The sequence below is a fragment of the Tessaracoccus sp. MC1627 genome (genome assembly GCF_014164725.1).
Lineage (GTDB): Bacteria > Actinomycetota > Actinomycetes > Propionibacteriales > Propionibacteriaceae > Arachnia.
Genome location: NZ_JACJGA010000008.1, coordinates 119759 through 138289 on the forward strand (window position 1 = coordinate 119759; position 18531 = coordinate 138289).

Annotated in this window: 14 protein-coding genes; 3 read left to right on the plus strand and 11 right to left on the minus strand. The window is 68.5% G+C overall.

Annotated elements, in window-relative coordinates:
• Window positions 1-15: 15 nt before the first annotated feature.
• From hrpA to H5399_RS15475, 4 genes are read right to left on the minus strand one after another with little or no spacing between them, the layout of a single operon-like run.
• Window positions 16-3825: an ATP-dependent RNA helicase HrpA gene (gene hrpA, locus H5399_RS15460; RefSeq protein WP_182784228.1), complete on the minus strand. Its 3810-nt coding sequence runs from the start codon at window positions 3823-3825 to the stop codon at window positions 16-18.
• Window positions 3822-4694 (minus strand): universal stress protein, encoded by an 873-nt coding sequence (locus tag H5399_RS15465; protein WP_182784230.1) that lies wholly within the window; start codon window positions 4692-4694, stop codon window positions 3822-3824. Before H5399_RS15465 ends, hrpA begins: the two co-directional genes overlap by 4 nt.
• 9 nt (window positions 4695-4703) lie before the next feature.
• On the minus strand, window positions 4704-5108 hold the full coding sequence (locus H5399_RS15470; RefSeq protein ID WP_182784232.1) for a pyridoxamine 5'-phosphate oxidase family protein: 405 nt from the start codon (window positions 5106-5108) through the stop codon (window positions 4704-4706).
• Window positions 5109-5146: 38 nt separating this feature from the next.
• On the minus strand, window positions 5147-6034 hold the full coding sequence (locus H5399_RS15475; protein WP_182784371.1) for a hypothetical protein: 888 nt from the start codon (window positions 6032-6034) through the stop codon (window positions 5147-5149).
• Window positions 6035-6107: 73 nt separating this feature from the next.
• On the opposite strand from H5399_RS15475, the gene H5399_RS15480 reads away from it, so the two are divergent.
• Genes H5399_RS15480 through H5399_RS15490 form a run of 3 tightly spaced genes read left to right on the plus strand, consistent with a single transcriptional unit; the run spans window position 6108 to window position 8721 of the window.
• Window positions 6108-7013 carry an AEC family transporter gene (locus H5399_RS15480; protein ID WP_182784234.1) on the plus strand — a complete coding sequence of 302 codons (906 nt, stop codon included), beginning with the start codon at window positions 6108-6110 and terminating at the stop codon, window positions 7011-7013.
• A gap of 44 nt (window positions 7014-7057) precedes the next feature.
• Window positions 7058-7543, plus strand: a complete 486-nt coding sequence (locus H5399_RS15485) for a DedA family protein (RefSeq protein WP_182784236.1) — start codon at window positions 7058-7060, stop codon at window positions 7541-7543.
• A gap of 35 nt (window positions 7544-7578) precedes the next feature.
• Window positions 7579-8721 carry a magnesium and cobalt transport protein CorA gene (locus tag H5399_RS15490; protein WP_182784238.1) on the plus strand — a complete coding sequence of 381 codons (1143 nt, stop codon included), beginning with the start codon at window positions 7579-7581 and terminating at the stop codon, window positions 8719-8721.
• Window positions 8722-8739: 18 nt separating this feature from the next.
• On the opposite strand, the gene ilvD is transcribed toward H5399_RS15490, so the two are convergent.
• From ilvD to nrdR, 7 genes are all read right to left on the minus strand, one after another.
• A complete protein-coding gene (gene ilvD, locus H5399_RS15495) occupies window positions 8740-10578 on the minus strand; it encodes a dihydroxy-acid dehydratase (RefSeq protein WP_182784240.1) in 1839 nt (612 codons plus the stop codon).
• 95 nt (window positions 10579-10673) lie between these two features.
• Window positions 10674-11471, minus strand: coding sequence for a sulfurtransferase (locus tag H5399_RS18660; RefSeq protein WP_182784242.1), 798 nt, complete (start codon window positions 11469-11471; stop codon window positions 10674-10676).
• A gap of 76 nt (window positions 11472-11547) precedes the next feature.
• Entirely contained in the window at window positions 11548-11958 is a 411-nt protein-coding gene (locus tag H5399_RS15505) for a pilus assembly protein CpaE (RefSeq protein ID WP_182784244.1), read from the minus strand.
• Window positions 11959-11986: 28 nt separating this feature from the next.
• Entirely contained in the window at window positions 11987-12709 is a 723-nt protein-coding gene (locus H5399_RS15510; RefSeq protein ID WP_182784375.1) for an amino acid ABC transporter ATP-binding protein, read from the minus strand.
• A gap of 17 nt (window positions 12710-12726) precedes the next feature.
• A complete protein-coding gene (locus tag H5399_RS15515; RefSeq protein WP_370585804.1) occupies window positions 12727-14913 on the minus strand; it encodes an amino acid ABC transporter substrate-binding protein/permease in 2187 nt (728 codons plus the stop codon).
• Window positions 14914-15044: 131 nt separating this feature from the next.
• Entirely contained in the window at window positions 15045-17903 is a 2859-nt protein-coding gene (locus tag H5399_RS15520; RefSeq protein ID WP_182784246.1) for a vitamin B12-dependent ribonucleotide reductase, read from the minus strand.
• Window positions 17904-17943: 40 nt separating this feature from the next.
• Window positions 17944-18459: a transcriptional regulator NrdR gene (gene nrdR / locus H5399_RS15525; RefSeq protein ID WP_182784377.1), complete on the minus strand. Its 516-nt coding sequence runs from the start codon at window positions 18457-18459 to the stop codon at window positions 17944-17946.
• Window positions 18460-18531 lie beyond the last annotated feature (72 nt).

Below are 18531 nucleotides of genomic sequence, written 5' to 3' on the forward strand. Positions count from 1 at the left end.
ACTCATCGGGCCTGATCATCGGGCCTGGCGGATGGCCTGTCTGATGCGTTTGGCGGAGACGGGCACCGCGGTGCGCAGCTGCTGCGCGAACAGGCTCACCCGGAACTCCTCCAGGAGGAAGGCGATCTCCTCGACGGCCGGGGGCAGCGGGCCGCTGGGCAGGGAGTCGGTCAGCTCGGCGTAGGCGTCCTCCACCTCGTCGATCTCCGCCTGGAGCCGGGCGTCGCGCTCCGGTTGCTCGGCCGCCGCGCGCAGCCTGGCGACCGCGGCCTGCGCGTAGCGGGGAAGGTGGGCCAACCATGGGTCCGGTGTGGCCGAGATGAATCGGTTGAACAGGAGGTTGTCCAGCTGCGCGGCGACATCGCGCCGCACCGGAGCCTGCTCAGGGAAACCTGGCAGCAGCAGCCGGGCCTGCGTGGCCGCAGCCAAGGCCTGCGCTGCGGTGGAGACCACCTGGCGGGTGCGCCCAGGGCACTCCTGACGCACGGCCAGGGCGACCCGCGCGTAGTCCGCCTCGGTCCGGACCTCGACGATGGGGCCCTGTTCAGCGGCGAGCTGCTCCCCCGCCTTCAACCAGGCGTCGGCGAGAAGCTCGGGCACCGTCGGGTAGGCCGAGTCCGCCAGGGACAGCTTCTCCTGCCTGCCCAGGTGTCCCACCACCCACTTCGTGGGGTCAGGATTGGTGAGGGTGAGGAGCCGGCGGACGCCCAGCGTGTGCGAGCGTGCGGCCTTCTGCGGGGAGTCCAGGACCTGCAGCCCCACGGTGGTGCCCTCATCGACGAGGGCCGGGTACCCCACCACCCCCCTCCCCACGGCGGTCTCCTTGGCGATGGCCCCGAAGGTCCAGGCCCGCTGGCCGGTGCTGGCCCGCTCCCCCGCGGAGGCGGTCAGCTTGGCCGCGACCTTCGGTGCCAGCCGGGCCGCCAACGCGTCCAGGTCGTCGCCGCGGGCGACCTCGCGGCCGTTGTCGATCACCACGAACGTGGGGCGCAGGTGGCTGCCGAGCAGCTCCGGGTGGAAGTCCGCGCCGTCGACGACGGTGCCCGTGAGGGCGGTGAGGGCCCGCCCGAGCGCGTCGGTGAAGCTCCCCTGTCCGACCTCCTCGCGTCCGGCGAGCCAGGCCAGCGCCTTGGCCGCGAAGTCCGGGGCGGGCACGAAACTGGTCCGCAGGGCCTTGGGCAGGGAGCGGATCAGCTCGGTGGCCAGCTCCCTTCTCAGTCCGGAGACCTGCCAGCTGAAGCGGGCGCCGTCAAGCTGGTTGAGGAGCTCCAGCCGCACGGTGATGGTGACGCCGTCGCCGCCTGCTCCCGGATCGAAGACGTACTGGATGGGTAGCTTGTGCTGACCCACGGCCCACCTGTCCGGGAAGTCCGATGGCCGAAGCTGGGTGGCGTCCACCACCGCGTCGTCGATCATGAGGGTGGGCCACTGCTCGCGCGGGATCCCGCGCAGCCACTTGTCCAGCGTGGCGCCCGAGACCACGTCTGGCGGGATGCGGGCGTCGTAGAACTCGTAGAGCGCCTCGTCGGAGATGAGGAGGTCCGGGCGCCGCATCCTGTCGGTCATCTTCGTGGCCTCGTCCAGAACTGCCCTGTTGGCCGCCACCAGCGGTTGTCGCGTCTCCCAGTCCCCCTCGACCAGGGCGCTGCGCAGGAAGATCTCACGCGCCTCGACCGGGTGCTCGGAGGCGTAGTTCGCGCGACGGCCCGCGACGATCGGCACCCCGAACAGCGTCACCCGCTCGCTGGCCACCACGCTCGCGGAGCGAGAGGACCATCGGGGCTCGGACAGGGTGCGGGTGAGCACGTGCCCGCCCACCTCCTCGATCCACTCCGGCCGCACCTCCGCCACCGTGCGCGCCCAGAGCTGAGACGTCTCCACCAACTCGAAGGCCATCACCAGCGGCGGGGTGGAGCGGGCCAGCGACGAGCCGGGCTGGATGGCGAACCGCGCCCCCCGTGCGCCCTGATACAGCGTGAGCGGGCGGCGCTTGCCCGGCTGCGGCTTGGCCTTCTCCTGCTCCACCAGCCCCACGTTGGACAACAGCCCGGTCAGCAGGCAGGTGAGCACGTCCGGCATCGGGCCCCGGCCTGAGGCGTCCAGGTCCAGCTCCTTGACGGCCTCCCGCAGCTGCGAGACCAGATCCTCCCATTCGCGGAACCGGATGAAGCTGAGGTACTCCTCGCGGCACATCCGCCGGAACGCGTTGCCGGAGAGCTCGTGGCGACGCTTCCTCAAATAGGTCCAGATGTTGAGCAGCACCTCGAAGTCGCCGCCCTCCAGGGTGGGCTTGGCGGGGCTGTCCTTGCGGGTGCCGCTGTGGGCGGTGTGGCGCAGGGGCGCGCCGTCCGTGGCCGGCTGGGCGGCGTCCTCGACGCCCCAGAAACGACGGTGGGACTGGTCCGCCTGCGCCTGGAAGGCCGCGGGACGCTCACGGACGTCCGGGACCGTCAGACCGGCCACCACCACGAGGACCGTGCCGAGGGTGTGGCGCCTGGACCCCTCGATCAGCATCCTGCCCAGCCGCGGGTCCACCGGCAGCCGGGCCAGCATGCGTCCGGTGCGGGTGAGCCGGACGTGGTCGTGGCGTTTGCGGGGGTGCAGCGCGCCCAGTTCGGTGAGCACCCGAACACCGTCGTTGATCTGGGAGACCACCGGCGCCTCGACGAACGGGAACGACTCGACATCGCCCAGACCGGCCTGCGCCATGAGGAGGATGACGGTGGCGAGGTTGGTGCGCAGGATCTCGGGTTCCGAGTACAGCGGCCTCGACTCGTAGTCCTCCTCGCTGTAGAGCCTGATCGCGATGCCCGGGCCGAGGCGTCCGCAGCGGCCGGCGCGCTGGTTGGCGGAGGCCTGCGAGACCGGCTCGATGGGCAGCCGCTGAACCTTCGTGCGCGCGGAGTAGCGCGAGATGCGGGCCGTGCCGACGTCAACCACGTAGCGGATCCCGGGCACCGTGATGGAGGTCTCGGCCACATTGGTGGCGAGCACCACCCGCCGGCCGCTGTGCGGCTGGAACACGCGCTGCTGCTCGGCGGACGAGAGCCGGGCGTACAGCGGCAACACGTCGAGGCCGGTGCCCAGCTTGTCGATGGCCTCGGCGGTGTCGCGGATCTCCCGTTCCCCACTGAGGAAGACAAGGATGTCGCCCACCGCGGACTCGGTGACGATCTCCTCCACAGCGGAGGCGATCGCGTCGATCTCGTCCTGGTCCTCCTCGAGCGGCCGGTAGCGCGTCTCGACAGGGAAGGTGCGCCCCGACACCTCGACCACGGGCGCGCCGTCGAAATGCTCCGAGAAACGGGCCGTGTCGATGGTGGCCGAGGTCACGATGATTCTCAGCTCGGGCCGCCGCGGCAGCAGCTGCTTGAGGTAGCCGAGCAGGAAGTCGATGTTGAGGCTACGCTCGTGGGCCTCGTCGATGATGATCGTGTCGTAGCGGCTGAGGAGGCGGTCGTGGGTGAGCTCCGAGAGCAGGATGCCGTCGGTCATCACCTTGACCCTGGTCTGCGCCGTCACCTTCCGGGTGAAACGCACCTGGTAGCCGACGAAATCGCCCAGCTCGACGCCGCACTCCACCGCGATCCGCTGCGCCACGGTGCGGGCGGCGATCCGCCTCGGCTGGGTGTGGGCGATCCGCTCCCTCCCCGCCAGGAGGCAGATCTTGGGCAGCTGAGTGGTCTTGCCGGAGCCGGTCTCCCCGGCCACCACCACCACCTGATGGTCGCGGATGAGCCCCGCGATGCGTTCGGCCTCCGCCGCGATCGGCAGCGACGCGACGACTTCGATGACGGGCTGGTCCGTGGGTGGCGGCAGCGTCATCGAGTGATGAAGAGCGGGCATTCAGCGTGGGCCATCAGCCCTCGCATCAGCCCACCGAGGCTGAAGCCCGGAATGTGGGACTCCCCCACCCCGAGCACCAGCAGGTCGTAGCCGGCGCTGCGGCTGACGAGCTCGTTGATGGGGCTGTCCGCCGCCACGAGGACCTCGTAGGCGACGCCGGGATGCTTCTCCGCGACAGTCTTGGCGATGGCCTCGATGCCGCCCTTCGCGAAGCGCACCTGCTCGTCGAGCTGGTTGGGGCTCAGCTTGCGGGCGAACAGGCCGACGGGGGGCTGGACGGCGTGCACGATCTCCAGCTTCGCGCCGAGCCGCTCGGCCTGAAGGAAGCCTGCCTCGAGGATCGTCTCCGAGCCGGGATCCGTCTGCAGGCCCACGCCCACGACTCCCTTACCGCCCACCGGATTCGGGTGGGCCGCTGCCGAGATGACAACGACCGGGCATGCCGCGTTGGCCACCACGGCCACGGAGGTGGAGCCCACGAACATGCGCTCCAGGCCGGTGGCGGCCCGGCGGCCCACCACGACGAGGTCCGCTACCTCGCTCAGCCGCGACATCACGCCGCCCGGCGAGCCCATCACCACCTCGGTCTTGATCTTGTCCTCGGCGAGGCCCATCTCCAGGGCGACATCCTTGGCCTGTTCGTTGGCGGTGGCGCCGGCGGACTGCAGGATCTCCGGGTCGTAGACGACGCCCCAGGCGCCTGCCATCAGGGTGTCGTCGACAGCGTTGACGAGCAGGAGTTCCCCGCCGTAGCGCAGCACGGTGCCGGTGCCGAACCGGACGGCGCGCAGACCGTCGTCGCTTCCGTCGACTCCGACCACCACCAGCGGTGTGGTGCGTTCAGTCATGGTGGACTCCTAACTCTTGAAGGTTCCCGAGACGACGCGGCCGGCGATCGTGCTTGCCGTGATGGCCAGCCCTACGGTCAGGCCGCCCTCGAGCCAGCTGATGCTGGAGACCGCGGCGTCCGCCGGCCCGCTGATCCCGCGCACGAGCACGGACCATCCCGTTGCGGTCTCCTGGTCGATCTCGTCGACCTGGAAGGCCACCTCCGTGGGCGCCGCCAGGCCCGCAAGGAACGACTCGTGCGTGGTGTGGAAGACGATGACGCCCTCGACGACACGGAAGTTGACCGGCACCACGGAGATCCCCTCGGGGGAGCTCCACGCGACGCGCCCGACCACCGCGTCCGAGACCAGCGCCCAGCACTCATCGGCGTCGAGCCGGGAGAAGTAGGTCACTGCCTGGGGGTCCGTCGTCATGACTCCACTCTAGTGCTCACCAGAGGCGGCTGCGGCCGTCAGAACGTGGTGCGGCCACCCAGCTTGGTGGCCAGTTCGTCGTCGATGCCGTCGGCGATCTGACTCAGGGCGGAGAGGGCCTGGTGGAGATGAGCCGGCACGAAGGGTTGGGCCGCCACCGACAGCTGGACGAAGACCCGGTCCCGGTGCAGCGCGAACCGCCCGTACCGGGACTCGACGTTGAGGTCGTTGAGCACCTCGCAGGCCCTCGACCGGCCCGTGACGTCGTGGACCAGCGCCGAGAAGAGGACCAGCTCGGCGCCGTCGGGGGTGGAGCGCAGGAACACCATGGTGGAGCCCACGCGGATGGCCACGTCGCCCAGCTCGTTGCGCAGCGTGGGGTGCCGGTAGGTCCGACGGAGCTCCTCGTCGACCAGCGAGTCCAGCTCCGCCCGCGACCCCGGCATGACGGCGGTCTCCTCCCGCGACAGCTTCCGTGGGGACAGCGGCGCCCATGCGGTGTTGCCCTGAAGGATCTCGGCGAGTTGGTCCGGTTCGAGGAAGACGGGGTGCAGCACCCCGAACACCCCCGTGAGCGTCTGGGTGGCCAGTTCCGCGAGGGTGGAGGACGACTCCTGGTCCGCCTCCGTGTGGTAGCTGTCCGAGCTCTCATCCGGCGCGCCCCAGCCCAGCTCCCGCAGGGCGGCGGCCTCCGCTGGAGAGGGCGCACCGTCGTCTGCGCCGATCACGTAAGCAGTCACCACCAGGGGCGAGGTCATCGAAAAACGCAGGCCGGGGCGCAGCGCGGCGGCGTCGGTGTTGGCCACGGAGATGGTGAGGTCTGCGCTGGCGTCCATCACCGAGAGCACCTCGTCGAGGCGGAGGGTGAACTCCGCCCAGGCGTGCCTCTGGGTGACGTCGAAATCGAAGTCCTGATAGTCGGCCATGGTGGTCACTCCACCTCCTCCTGCGTCAACCTAGCAAACACCAGCGTCCGCGCTGGTGCCTAGGCTGAGCGGCATGTGGGCAGCGCTCGAGGGATTCAGCACGATCGGCCTGGTGATGGCCGTGGGGTTCGTGCTGGCGCGCGCCCGCCTGGTGGGCCGCTCGGCCCAGCGGGCCCTGGGGGACGTGGCGTTCTTCGTGGGCCAGCCCGCCCTGGTGCTGGTCGCGGTCGCGGAGGCTGACCTGGAGCTCCTGTTCGGATGGCACGTGGTGGCGTTCGGCGGGGCCTGCATCGCCACCGGGCTCACGTTCGCGCTTGTCATGGCCCGACGGTGGCGCACGGGCCGCGCCGAAGCCACCATGGGGTACCTCGCCACCAGCTACGTCAACGCGGGCAATCTCGGCATCCCCATCGCCGCCTTCGTCCTGGGCGACCCGGCGTGGGCGGCGCCCGCCATGCTGCTCCAGGTGTTGGTGCTGCAGCCGACCGCCGTGGCCGTGCTGGAGTCATCCCCCTCAGGGCGGGGGCGCTCCGTGGTGCGCAGCTTCGTCACCCATCCACTGGTCCTCGGCGGCGTCGGCGGGCTGGCCCTCAACCTCAGCGGCCTGCAGCCTCCCGCCATGGTGTGGGCGCCCGTGGGCCTGTTGGCCGATCTCGGCATCCCGGCGATGCTTTTGGCGTTCGGCATGTCGCTGCATTCGAGCCCGCTGCCGCGTCAGCTGTCACGCAGAGCGGTGGCGGCGATCCTCACCAAGTCCTTCGTGGTCCCCGCCGTGGCGTTGCTGCTCGGACTCGCCCTCGGGCTGTCTGGCACCCCGCTGCGTGCCGCCGTCGTGTTGGCGGCGCTCCCCACGGCACAGGTGGTCTTCGTGCACGCCGTGCGCTACGGGGTGGGCGTGCGCCTTGTGCAGGCCACGACGCTCTGGTCCATGCTGCTCAGCGTGCCCGTGATCGTCGCGGCCGGGGCCCTCTTGCGGTGAGCCGGTAGACTGGCGGCTCCGCCGGCCATTCTTCTGGGAGCACCATGTTCGATCCCACCACATGGGACGCACCGTTCGCCGTCGTGGTGCTCGCGCTCTTCGTGATCGTGATGCTGCGCGCCAACGGCACCTACTGGTTGGGGCGGGCGCTGGCGGCCGGGGCCCGGCGCAGCCGGTGGGAGAGGCTCCTCGAATCGAGGCACTACGCCACCGGGGCACGGTGGCTCAACAGGTGGGGCGCGCCGGCGGTGTCGCTGTCGTTCCTCACCATCGGCATCCAGACCATGGTCAATCTCGCCGCCGGGGTGGCGCGGATGCCGCTGCGGCGCTACCTTCCCGCCGTCACCGTCGGCTGCATGATGTGGGCCTTCATGTACGGCACCGTGGGGTTCATCGGCTGGCTGGCCGTCGAGGCGCTGTGGGGCCGCTCCCCGGCACTGACGCTCGCGGTGCTGGCCTTGGCCGCTGCCGGCATCGTCTGGGCGGTGTCCCGCCGCGACCGCGTCCCGGCTGCGGTGCCCGCAGAGTAGTCTCACCCCGTCGAACCACTGCGGCAGGAGGCGTCATGGCGGACCAGGGTCGCACGGACCGGCTGCTGCGCTCGCTGCGCCTGCGGCCCACCGTCCCGTCCCCCGCCCGACCCGCCCCGGAGCCCGTCGCCGTCGACACTGTGCCCCGCACGGCGGCCAGCTGCATCGTCGACGCGGGGATCTACGTGGCGGGTCGGCGGATCGCCACGCCGGGCACGTTCGAGGAGGCGTTCCGGCTGCTCGACGAGCATCCCGAGGGATTCGCCTGGATGGGGCTCTACCGCCCGCGACACTCGGACATGTCGCTGCTGGCCGAGGAGTTCCGGCTCAGCCCCCTGGCCGTGGAAGACACCATCACCGCGCATCAGCGGCCCAAGTTCGAGCGCTACGAGGACGTGCTGTTCCTGGTCCTGAGAGCCGCGCAGTACATCGACCGCAGCGAGACGGTGGACTTCGGTGAGGTCCACGCCTTCGTCGGCGACCGGTTCGTGGTCACGGTGCGGCACTCGGAGACCCCGGACCTCACCCGCGTCCGTCAGGAGCTGGAGGGCACGCCGTCGGTGCTGGCCAAAGGTCCCAGCGTGGTGCTGCTCCGGCTGCTGGACGGGATCGTCGACGACTACACCCCCGTCGCGATGGGCATCGAGAACGACATCGACGAGATCGAGACCCAGGTGTTCACGGGCAGCTCGCGGGTGTCGCGGCGCATCTATCAGCTCTCCCGCGAGGTGATCGACTTCCAGCGCGCGGTTCGGCCCCTCAAACAGATCATCGAGGGAGTCCGGGGAGATCGGGTCTTCGCCTCAGCCGGCGAGCGCAGACGCCAGGAGCTCCGCGACATCGAGGACCACGCCATCGCCATGATCGAGCGGATCGACGCCCTCCGCGAGACCCTGAAGGGCACGCTGGACCTCAACATCTCGCTCCAGGCCCAGCGGCAGAACGAGGAGATCAGCAACATGACCGCCGCCAGCCTCAAGCAGGCGGAGGAGACGCGCCGGATCGCCGCCTGGGCGGGTGTGCTCTTCGTGCCGAGCCTGGTCACCGGCACCTACGGCATGAACTTCCACACCATGCCGGAGCTCGCCTGGGTGTGGGGCTACCCGTTCGCCTTGGCGCTGATGCTGGTCACCGGCGTGGGGATGTACACGGTGTTCAAGCTGAAGGGCTGGCTGTAGCGCTCCCCTCCACAGCCCTCAGGAGAGCTTGCGGGCCGCGCCCTTGTCCGCGGACTGCGCCAGCATGCCGTAGATCTTCAGGGCCGTGGAGACCTCGCGTTCGCGGGCCTTCGGCGCCCAACCGGCGGCGTCCTGCGCGGCGCGGCGCGCAACGAGAGTGGCGTCGTCCACGTTGAGCGTGATGGAGCGGTTGGGGATGGAGATGGTGATGGTGTCGCCGTCCTCGATGAGACCGATGGCACCGCCCGAGGCCGCCTCAGGCGACACGTGGCCGATGGACAGGCCCGAGGAGCCTCCTGAGAACCGGCCATCGGTGATCAGGGCGCATTGCGGTCCGAGGCCGAGCGCCTTGAGGTACGCCGTGGGGTAGAGCATCTCCTGCATGCCGGGGCCGCCCTTGGGACCCTCGTACCGGACGATGACGATGTCGCCGGGCTGGATCCGCTTGCCCAGGATGGCCTCCACTGCGTCGTCCTGGGACTCGGTGACGACGGCGCGCCCGGTGAACTCCCACTGGGACTCCGGCACCCCCGCGGTCTTGACGATGGCGCCATCGGGGGCCAGATTGCCCTTGAGTACCGCGAGACCGCCGTCCAGGGTGTAGGGGTGGTCGACGGAGCGGATGCAGCCGCCCTCGGCGTCGGTGTCCAGCGTTTCCCAGCGGTTGGTCGACGAGAATGCCTCGGTGGTGCGGACTCCGCCGGGGGCGGCGTGGAACAGCTCGACCGCCGCGGGGGTGGCCTTGCCGCTGCGGATGTCCCAGCTGCCGAGCCACTCCTCCATGGTGCGGGAGTGGACCGTCGACACTGCGTCGTCCAGTTTGCCTCCCCGGTACAGCTCGCCGAGAATGGCCGGCACTCCACCGGCGCGGTGCACGTCCTCCATGTAGTACTTCGGCGAATTGGGCGCCACCTTGGCCAGGCAGGGCGTGACGCGCGAGATGGCGTCGATGTCGTCCATGGTGAAGTCCACGCCTGCCTCCTGCGCGGCGGCCAGCAGGTGCAGCACCGTGTTGGTGGAGCCACCCATCGCCACATCCAGCTTCATGGCGTTGGAGAAGGCCGCCTTCGTGGCGATGGAGAGCGGAAGGACAGAAGCGTCCTCCTCGTCGTACCAGCGGCGGCACAGCTCGACGATCAGGCGGCCGGCCTCCTGGAACAGGCCCTTGCGGGCCGACGCGGTGGCCAGCGTCGACCCGTTGCCGGGAAGCGCGAGGCCGACCGCCTCCAGAAGGCAGTTCATGGAGTTGGCGGTGAACATGCCGGAGCAGGAACCGCAGGTGGGACAGGCGTTGGCCTCGATCCGGCCCAACTCGTCGTCGGTGACGCTCGGGTCCACGGCCGAGACCATGGCGTCGACGAGGTCCAGCGACTTCACGACGCCGCCCTCCTTGACCACGGCCTTGCCTGCCTCCATGGGGCCGCCAGAGACGAACACGGCGGGGATGTTGAGGCGGAGGGCGGCCAGGAACATGCCGGGGGTGATCTTGTCGCAGTTGGAGATGCACACCAGAGCGTCCGCGCAGTGCGCGTTGGCCATGAACTCCACCGAGTCGGCGATCAGTTCGCGGCTGGGCAGGGAGTAGAGCATGCCCCCGTGGCCCATCGCGATGCCGTCGTCGACGGCGATGGTGTTGAACTCGCGTCCGATGCCGCCCGCCTCGGCGATGGACTCGGAGACCAGCTTGCCCATGTCGCGGAGGTGGACGTGGCCCGGCACGAACTGGGTGAAGGAGTTGGCCACGGCGACGATCGGTTTGCCCCAGTCCGAGTCCGTGATGCCCGTGGCGCGCCAGAGGGCGCGGGCGCCGGCCATGTTGCGGCCGTGGGTGGTGGTGCGGGACCGGAGTGCCGGCATGAGGATCCTCCAAGGGCAGGCTTCGTACCCACCAAGGGTACCCTCCGGCCGTCACCGCGCCCGGTTGGTCCGCGGCCGACCTGGGTCCGCGGCGGCTACTCCCCCGTCGCGAGGGGACGGGACGTGTGGCTGTACTGGGACCAGGAGCCGGGGTAGAGCCGCCCCCTCCCGAGCCCGGCGTATTCCATCGCGATCAGGTTGTGGCAAGCGGTGATGCCCGAGCCGCAGGTGGAGATAACGGCGGCTGCGTCGTCGACGGCGGCGAAGCGCTCGCGCAGCTCCCCGGGGGTCTTGAATCGGCAGCCGTCGGTGAGGTTGCCGGTCATCGGATAGTTGCGCGCCCCGGGGATGTGGCCCGCCCTGGGGTCCAGATGCTCCGCTTCACCGCGGAAGCGTTCGGGTCCGCGGGCGTCGATGACGAACTCACCCGCCGCGGTCTCCTCGATGTCCGCCAGGGCGGAGTCCGGCCAGGACCTCACGGAGAACTCCCCATGGGGTCGCTTCGGCACCTCCGAGGTGAGGGGGCCGTCCCAGGCCTGGATGCCCCCGTCGAGGAGGGCTGCGTCGTGGCCGAGGATGCGCAGCAGCCACACCAGGCGGGCGGCCATCGCCCCGCCCGCGTCGTCGTAGGCCACGATCGTGTCCGTGTCGCTGATGCCCAGGTGGGCCAGTCCTTCGGCGAAGGTGGCCGGGTCCGGGAGCGGATGGCGCCCACGGGCCTTCGACGGCGGGTCCGCCAACACGTCGTCCATGGCGACGAACACGGCGCCGGGGATGTGCCCCGCGGCGTAGGCGTCGCGCCCCGAGCGTCCGTCGAGGTAGTGGCGCACGTCTGCGACGATCGCGTCGGGATGGGCGGCAAGCCAGCCCTGGTCAACCACTGGAGGAATCACGCGCCCAGCCTACGACCTTCACTCCATGGCTCGCCGCCCGCCCAGGACAGCCCGCCCCCGGTAGCAGCCGGGACGGTCAGCGCGCGGCCGACACCAGCGCCAGCAGCGCGGCGGCGTATGCCTCGGCGGGATCGTCGGCGATGAAGGAACGGGCGGGCTGGCTCGGGATCTCGATCACGACGGCATATTCGCCTGTCTGTGACCTGCCGAGCGAACGGAACGTGCCGCCCAGCAGCTCGCGCAACTGGTCCTCGCGCGGCAGCCACAGCGCCTTGTCCGCCGGCACCGAGTCCAACGCCCATTCGGTGGTGCCGTTGAAAGCCAGCAGAGTCCCCGTGGCGTGGTCTCTGGCCTCCACCACCATGTTGGCCAGCGTGAACACTTCGTCCTCGAGGTCGAGCGCCTGAACCAGGAACCGGTCCCCCTCCGCGGGTTTCCAGACCACCCCGGCGCTCGCCAACCGTTCGGCCGTCGAACGTGAAATCATCTCTCTTCTCCTTCGTGCCTGTGGCGGGTCACAGGACCTTGCTCAGGAAGTCCTGCGTCCGTGGTTCCCGTGGGGAGCCGAACAGCTCCGACGGCGGGCCCTCCTCCACAATGCTGCCCTCTGCCATGAACAGGACCCTGTCGCACACCTCGCGGGCGAATCCCATCTCGTGGGTCACGATCACCATGGTCATGCCCTCCGCGGCCAACGTGCGGATGACCGCGAGCACCTCCCCCACCATTTCGGGGTCGAGGGCGCTGGTGGCCTCGTCGAACAGCATCACATCCGGCCGCATCGCCAACGCCCGCGCGATCGCGACGCGCTGCTTCTGCCCACCTGAGAGCTGTGCCGGTCTGGCGTCCACCTTGTCAGCCAGCTGAACGCGGGTGAGGAGCTCGACCGCCCTGTCGTGGGCCTCAGCCTTGGACATCCGCTTGAGCTGGACGGGGGCCAGCATGATGTTCTCCGCGACCGTCATGTGCGGGAACAGGTTGAAGTGTTGGAAGACCATCCCGATCCGTTGACGGACCACGTCGATATCCGTCTTGGGATCGGTGAGGTCCTGACCCTCGAAGACGATGCGGCCGCTCGTGGGCTCCTCGAGCTTGTTCAGGCAGCGCAGGAACGTGGATTTGCCGGAACCGGACGGTCCGATGACGGTGACGACCTCACCCTCTCGGATCGAGACGTCCAGGCCCTTGAGCACCTCAAGCGTGCCGAAGGACTTGCGAAGGTCCTTGACCTCGAGCAGTGGACTGGTCTGCGTGGTCACTTGTTGAACCTCCGGTCGACGGCGTTGGACAGCATGGTCAGGGCCTTGATGACGATGAGATACAGCGCACCCACGATCAGCCAGATCTCCGCGGATCGGAAGTTGTTGGCGATGATCTGCTGACCCTGATAGGTCAGCTCGGCCAGGCCAAGGACCGCCAGCAGCGACGTGTCCTTCAGCGTGATGACGAACTGATTGATGAACGACGGCGTCATGATCTTCACCGCCTGGGGAACCACCACCTTCTTCATGGACGTCATCCACGGAAGGCCGAGTGAACGGGCCGCCTCGAGCTGGCCGGGATCCACCGACTGGATGCCGCCGCGGACGATCTCTGTCATGTACGCGCCCGCGTTGAGGGCCAGCGTCAGGATGCCGGCCACAAGGACGTCGAGTTTCACCCCGGTCAGCGTCGGCAGCCCGAAGTAGATGAAGAACGCCTGAACCAGCAGCGGCGTCCCGCGGAAGATGTCGACGTAGACGCTCGCGATGGCGTTGAGCACCGCGTTTCCGCCGACCTTGAAGAACCCGAGCACCAGACCGAGAATCAGCGCGAACAGCAGGGACAATGCGGTGGCCGCGATGGTCATCAGCATGCCCTTGCTCAGGGCGGGCAGGCTGGTGACGAGAAGGTCGATGAAGCCCAGGCGACCAGTCTCCGTCGGCGCCTGGAGGTAGGTGTCGAGCACGGCCTGGTAGGAGCCGTCGGCCTTCATCTCGGCGAGGCCGGCGTTGAACGCGGCGAGCAGTTCGGGGTTCATCCCCTTGTTCACGGCGAACCCGTACTGGCCTCCGGGCTCCTTGGGCGTCACGGCCTTGAGCCCGTTGCCCTGCTTGATGCCGTAGGCCAATACCGGGTAGTCATCGAAGACGGCGGCCGCGGTGCCGGCGTTGACCTCGGAGTACATGGTGTCTGCCTGGGGCAGCGCCTTGACTGTGAAGCCGTACTGGTCCTTGATCGATTCGGCGAAGGCCAACCCCTCCGAGCCCGTCTTGGCGACGACCGTCTCACCCTCGAGGTCCTCGTACGTTGCGATCGCAGAGTCCCCCTTCACCGCCATCTGGATGCCCGAATCGAAGTACGGATCGGAGAAGTCGAAGATCTCCCTGCGCTCGTCGGTGATCGACATGCCGGCGATGACACCCGCCACCTGGTTGGACTGCAGGGCCTGGAGGGCCGCGTCGAACCCCACCGACTTCACGTCGACCTCGAACCCCTTGCGCTCGGCGATGGCGTAGAGAAGATCGATGTCGATACCGGTCAGCTCACCGCTGGCGTCTCTGAACTCGAAGGGCGCGAACGTGGTGTCCGTGGCGATCGCGTAGGTCTTGCCGGCGACAAGCGGATCGATCCCGGAGGCGGGCTCGCCACCGGCACCGCCCCCGCCGTCGTCCAGGTACTCGTCGAGGATCTGCTGGTAGGTGCCGTCCTCTTTCATCGCAGCCAGCTGCGCGTTGAACTCGGCGAGCAGGGCCCCGTTCTGACCCTTGCTCACCGCGAATCCGTAGGACCCTCCGGGCTCCTTGGCGGTGACGGTCTTGAGTCCGTTGCCCTGCTTGATTCCGTAGGCCAGAACCGGGTAGTCATCGAAAACCGCCGCTGCCGTGCCGGCATTGACCTCGGAGTACATGGTGTCTGCCTGAGGAAGCGCCTTGACCGTGAACCCGTACTCACCCGCGATGGACTGGGCGAACCTCAGGCCCTCCGAGCCGGTCTTGGCGACGACAGTCTGATCGCGGAGGTCCTCGTAGGACGCAATGGTGGAGTCCTGCTTGACCGCCATCTGGATGCCGGACTCGAAGTACGGATCGGAGAAGTCGAACGTCTGTCTGCGCTCGTCGGTGATCGACATGCCCGCAATGACCCCGGCGACCTGCCCGGACTGCAACGACTGCAGGGCGGCGTCAAAGCCCACCGACTTGATGTCTACGGTGAAGCCACCGCGCTCGGCCACCTCGCGGATCAGGTCCATGTCGATGCCGGTCAGCTCGCCGCTGGTGTCGCGGAACTCGAACGGCGCGAAGGTGGTGTCGGTGGCGATCGCGAACGTCTTGCCCACCACATCGGGGTTGGGGGAGGGTGCCGCCTGCGCGACGGGCGCCGCGAGGAAGCCGCCGACCATCAGCACCGCGACCGCCGCGGAAAGCCTGCGCACGTGACCCGACAGATTCAGACTTCTCACAGTGGCGTTCCTCTCCCTGGGCGCCCTCGGTGGGCGCTGGCTGAACGATATCCCCATCAGAGAGGGCCAAGGCCTCGGATCCTGAAAGGGGCGGCCCGGCTCATCGCCGGACCGCCCCTCGCAGACTCAGATCAGCTGCAGCCGCTGGTGGAGCCGCAGCCCTCGCAGACGTAGCAGGAACCGCTGGGCCGCATCTTCGTGCCGCACGTCATGCACAAGGGGGCGTCGACCTCACGGCCGGTCAGCGACTCCATGAGCTCCGCCGTCGTGTGGGCCGTGGTGAAACCGGCCGTCGACGGCGCGTCGATCAGTGAGGGCTGACGAGCCCCGTCGACCTGGAAGTCATCGCCTGCATCGTTGCGCAGGGAGTCCGCCTCGGACATGGCCGCCTCGTCCTCCTCGGAGAGGTAGGACCCGGTCTCGACGTAGCGCGCGCGCTCCGAGGCGGTGTAGATGCCCAGCTCGGCGCGGTCGTCGAAGCTCAGGTAGTCCAGGGCGAGGCGTCGGAAGATGTAGTCCATGAACGACTGGGCGATCCGGATGTCCGGGTCATCGGTCATGCCGGCGGGCTCGAACTTGAGGTTGGTGAACTTCTGCACGAAGCTCTCCAAGGGCACCCCGTACTGCAGACCGATCGAGACCGCGATGGAGAACGCGTCCATGACGCCGGCCAGGGTGGAGCCCTGCTTGCCGAGCTTGAGGAAGACCTCGCCGATGCGGCCGTTCTCGTAGGCGCTGGAGGTCATGTAGCCCTCGGCCCCGCTGACGGAGAAGCTCGTGGTGCGCGACGCCCGGGACTTCGGGAGGCGCTGGCGCTTCGGCCGGTACTCGATCCGAACCTCGGGCTCGGCCTTCTTCTCCTCCTTGGTCTCCCCGTTGCCCTCGGAGAGGGGTTGGCCGACCTTGCAGTTGTCGCGGTAGACCGCCAGCGCCTTGAGGCCCAGCTTCCAGCCCTGCAGGTAGACGTCCTCGATCTCCTCGACCGTGGCCGTCTCCGGCAGGTTGACGGTCTTGGAGATCGCGCCGGAGAGGAACGGCTGGACTGCCGCCATCATCCGGACGTGGCCCATCGGCTTGATGGAGCGTGCGCCCATGGCGGTGTCGAAGACCTCGTAGTGCTCGGCGGCCAGACCGGGGGCGCCGATGACGTGGCCGCTGGAGCCGATGAACTCGACGATGCCGTCGATCTCCTCGGTGCTGTAGCCGAGGCGCTTGAGGGCGCGCGGGATGGTCTGGTTGACGATCTGCATGGAGCCGCCACCGACGAGCTTCTTGAACTTGACCAGGGAGAAGTCCGGCTCGACGCCGGTGGTGTCGCAGTCCATCATGAAGCCGATGGTCCCGGTGGGGGCCAGCACCGAGGCCTGCGCGTTGCGGAAGCCGTTCTTGGCACCGAGGGTGACCACCCGGTCCCATTCGCGTGCGGCGACGGAGTACAGGTGCCTGTCGTCGATGAGCACCCGCAGGTCGTCGTTGGCGGCCTGGTGCTTGCGCATCACGCGCTGGTGCGCCTCGGCGTTGACGGCGTACCCGTTGTAGGGGCCGACGATGGCGGCGAGCTCAGCCGAGCGTCGGTAGGAGGCCCCCGTCATGACAGACGTGATGGCCGCCGCGGTGGAGCGCCCGCCGTCGGTGTCGTATCCCTTGCCCATGGCCATCAGCAGCGCCCCGAGGTTGGCGTAGCCGATGCCCAGCTGGCGGAAGTTGCGGGTGGTCTCCCCGATGGATTCGGTGGGGAAGTCCGCGAAACAGATGGAGATGTCCATCGCCGTGATGATGAGCTCGACGGCCTTGACGAACAACTCCGCGTCGAACGTGCCATCCGGCTTGAGGAACTTCAGCAGGTTCAGCGAGGCGAGGTTGCACGACGAGTTGTCCAGGCTCATGTACTCCGAGCACGGGTTGGAGGCCGTGATGGGGCCGGTGACCGGGTTGGTGTGCCAGTCGTTGATGTGATCGTGGTACTGGATGCCGGGGTCGGCGCACTCCCACGCAGCGGTGGAGATCTTGCGGAAGAGCTCCTTGGCGTCCACCTCTTCGAGGACGGAGCCGTCGGTACGCGAACGCAGCCCGAAGGGGCCACCCTCAACCACTGCCGTCATGAACTCGTCGGTGACCCGCACCGAGTTGTTGGCGTTCTGGTACTGCACGGAGGTGATGTCCTTGCCACCCAGATCCATATCGAACCCGGCGTCGCGCAGGGCACGGATCTTGTCCTCCTCGCGCGCCTTCGTCTCGACGAACTCGACGATGTCCGGGTGGTCCACGTCCAGGACCACCATCTTGGCGGCGCGCCGGGTGGCACCTCCAGACTTGATGGTGCCCGCCGAGGCGTCCGCGCCGCGCATGAACGACACCGGGCCGGAGGCTGTGCCTCCGGAGCTCAGCAGCTCCTTCGAGGAGCGGATGCGCGACAGGTTGAGCCCGGCGCCGGAGCCGCCCTTGAAGATGAAGCCCTCCTCCTTGTACCAGTTGAGGATGGAGTCCATCGAGTCATCGACGCTGAGGATGAAGCACGCGCTGACCTGCTGCGGCGAGGGGGTGCCGACGTTGAACCAGACGGGTGAGTTGAAGGAGAAGTACTGGTTGAGCAGCATCCAGGTGAGCTCGTGGCCGAAGATCTCGGCGTCCTCCTCCGTGGCGAAGTAGCCGAAGTCCTGACCCGCCTTGGCATAGGACGTGACCACCCTGTCGATCAGCGTGCGCAGGCTCTCCTCACGCTGAGGGGTGCCCAGCGCGCCACGGAAGTACTTGGTGGTGACGATGGTGGAGGCGTTGACGCTCCAGGAGGACGGGAACTCCACCGCGCGCTGCTCGAAGATGTTCTCCCCGGTCCGCCAGTTGGTCTGCACCACGTCACGGCGGTCCCACTCGACCTCGTCGTAGGGATGGACTCCCTTCTTGGTGAAGACCCGCTCGATGGTGAGTCCCTTGCGCGGCGCTGCGTCCTTGGTACGCGTGGCGCGTGCGGCTGTCGCGGTCATAGTCATTCCCCTCGGTTTCCTGATGTGTAGCGCTGGAAGATGTGTGTTAGCTGATGAGTGGCTGCTGTGCCGAGACGGGCCCGACCACCGCGGCGGCGCGGCTCAGATCCTTCTCGGCCGCGCTCAGGCGCAGCAGATCGATCTCGCGTTGGAAATCGTCCACGGAGTCATAGTTCTTGTAGACGCTGGCGAACCGGAGGTAGGCGACGGAGTCCAGCTCCTCGAGCGGGCCGAGGATGGCCACGCCGATCTGCTCGGCCGGGATCTCGGCCTGGCCGGACGCGCGCAGCGACTCCTCGACTCGTTGGGCCAGAGCCGCCAGCTGCGCGGCCGTCACCGGCCTGCCTTTGCACGCCTTGGAGACCCCCATGATGACCTTGTCCCGGTTGAAGGACTCGACCACACCGGAGCGCTTGACGACGGTGAGCACCAACTGCTCGACTGTGGTGAACTTGCGCTCACAGACGGGGCAGACCCGCCTCCGTCGGATGGCTGACCCGTCCTCGGTTGCGCGCGAATCAGACACCTTGGTGTCTGTGTTGCGGCAGAACGGGCAGTGCATGACAGGCGGGCCTTCCCTGGTGGACAGCGGAGGCCCTACCTTGCCATGCTGCAGCCGGAACCACAACTTATA

What these genes read in the sequence shown, in the direction of transcription:
- H5399_RS15480 (WP_182784234.1), top strand. Translation starts at nt 6,108, where the DNA reads ATGTGGGCAGCGCTCGAGGGATTCAGCACGATCGGCCTGGTGATGGCC.
- H5399_RS15465 (WP_182784230.1), bottom strand. Translation starts at nt 4,694, where the DNA reads ATGACTGAACGCACCACACCGCTGGTGGTGGTCGGAGTCGACGGAAGC.
- H5399_RS15485 (WP_182784236.1), top strand. Translation starts at nt 7,058, where the DNA reads ATGTTCGATCCCACCACATGGGACGCACCGTTCGCCGTCGTGGTGCTC.
- H5399_RS15475 (WP_182784371.1), bottom strand. Translation starts at nt 6,034, where the DNA reads ATGGCCGACTATCAGGACTTCGATTTCGACGTCACCCAGAGGCACGCC.
- H5399_RS15520 (WP_182784246.1), bottom strand. Translation starts at nt 17,903, where the DNA reads ATGACTATGACCGCGACAGCCGCACGCGCCACGCGTACCAAGGACGCA.
- H5399_RS15490 (WP_182784238.1), top strand. Translation starts at nt 7,579, where the DNA reads ATGGCGGACCAGGGTCGCACGGACCGGCTGCTGCGCTCGCTGCGCCTG.
- ilvD (WP_182784240.1), bottom strand. Translation starts at nt 10,578, where the DNA reads ATGCCGGCACTCCGGTCCCGCACCACCACCCACGGCCGCAACATGGCC.
- H5399_RS15505 (WP_182784244.1), bottom strand. Translation starts at nt 11,958, where the DNA reads ATGATTTCACGTTCGACGGCCGAACGGTTGGCGAGCGCCGGGGTGGTC.
- nrdR (WP_182784377.1), bottom strand. Translation starts at nt 18,459, where the DNA reads ATGCACTGCCCGTTCTGCCGCAACACAGACACCAAGGTGTCTGATTCG.
- H5399_RS15470 (WP_182784232.1), bottom strand. Translation starts at nt 5,108, where the DNA reads ATGACGACGGACCCCCAGGCAGTGACCTACTTCTCCCGGCTCGACGCC.
- hrpA (WP_182784228.1), bottom strand. Translation starts at nt 3,825, where the DNA reads ATGACGCTGCCGCCACCCACGGACCAGCCCGTCATCGAAGTCGTCGCG.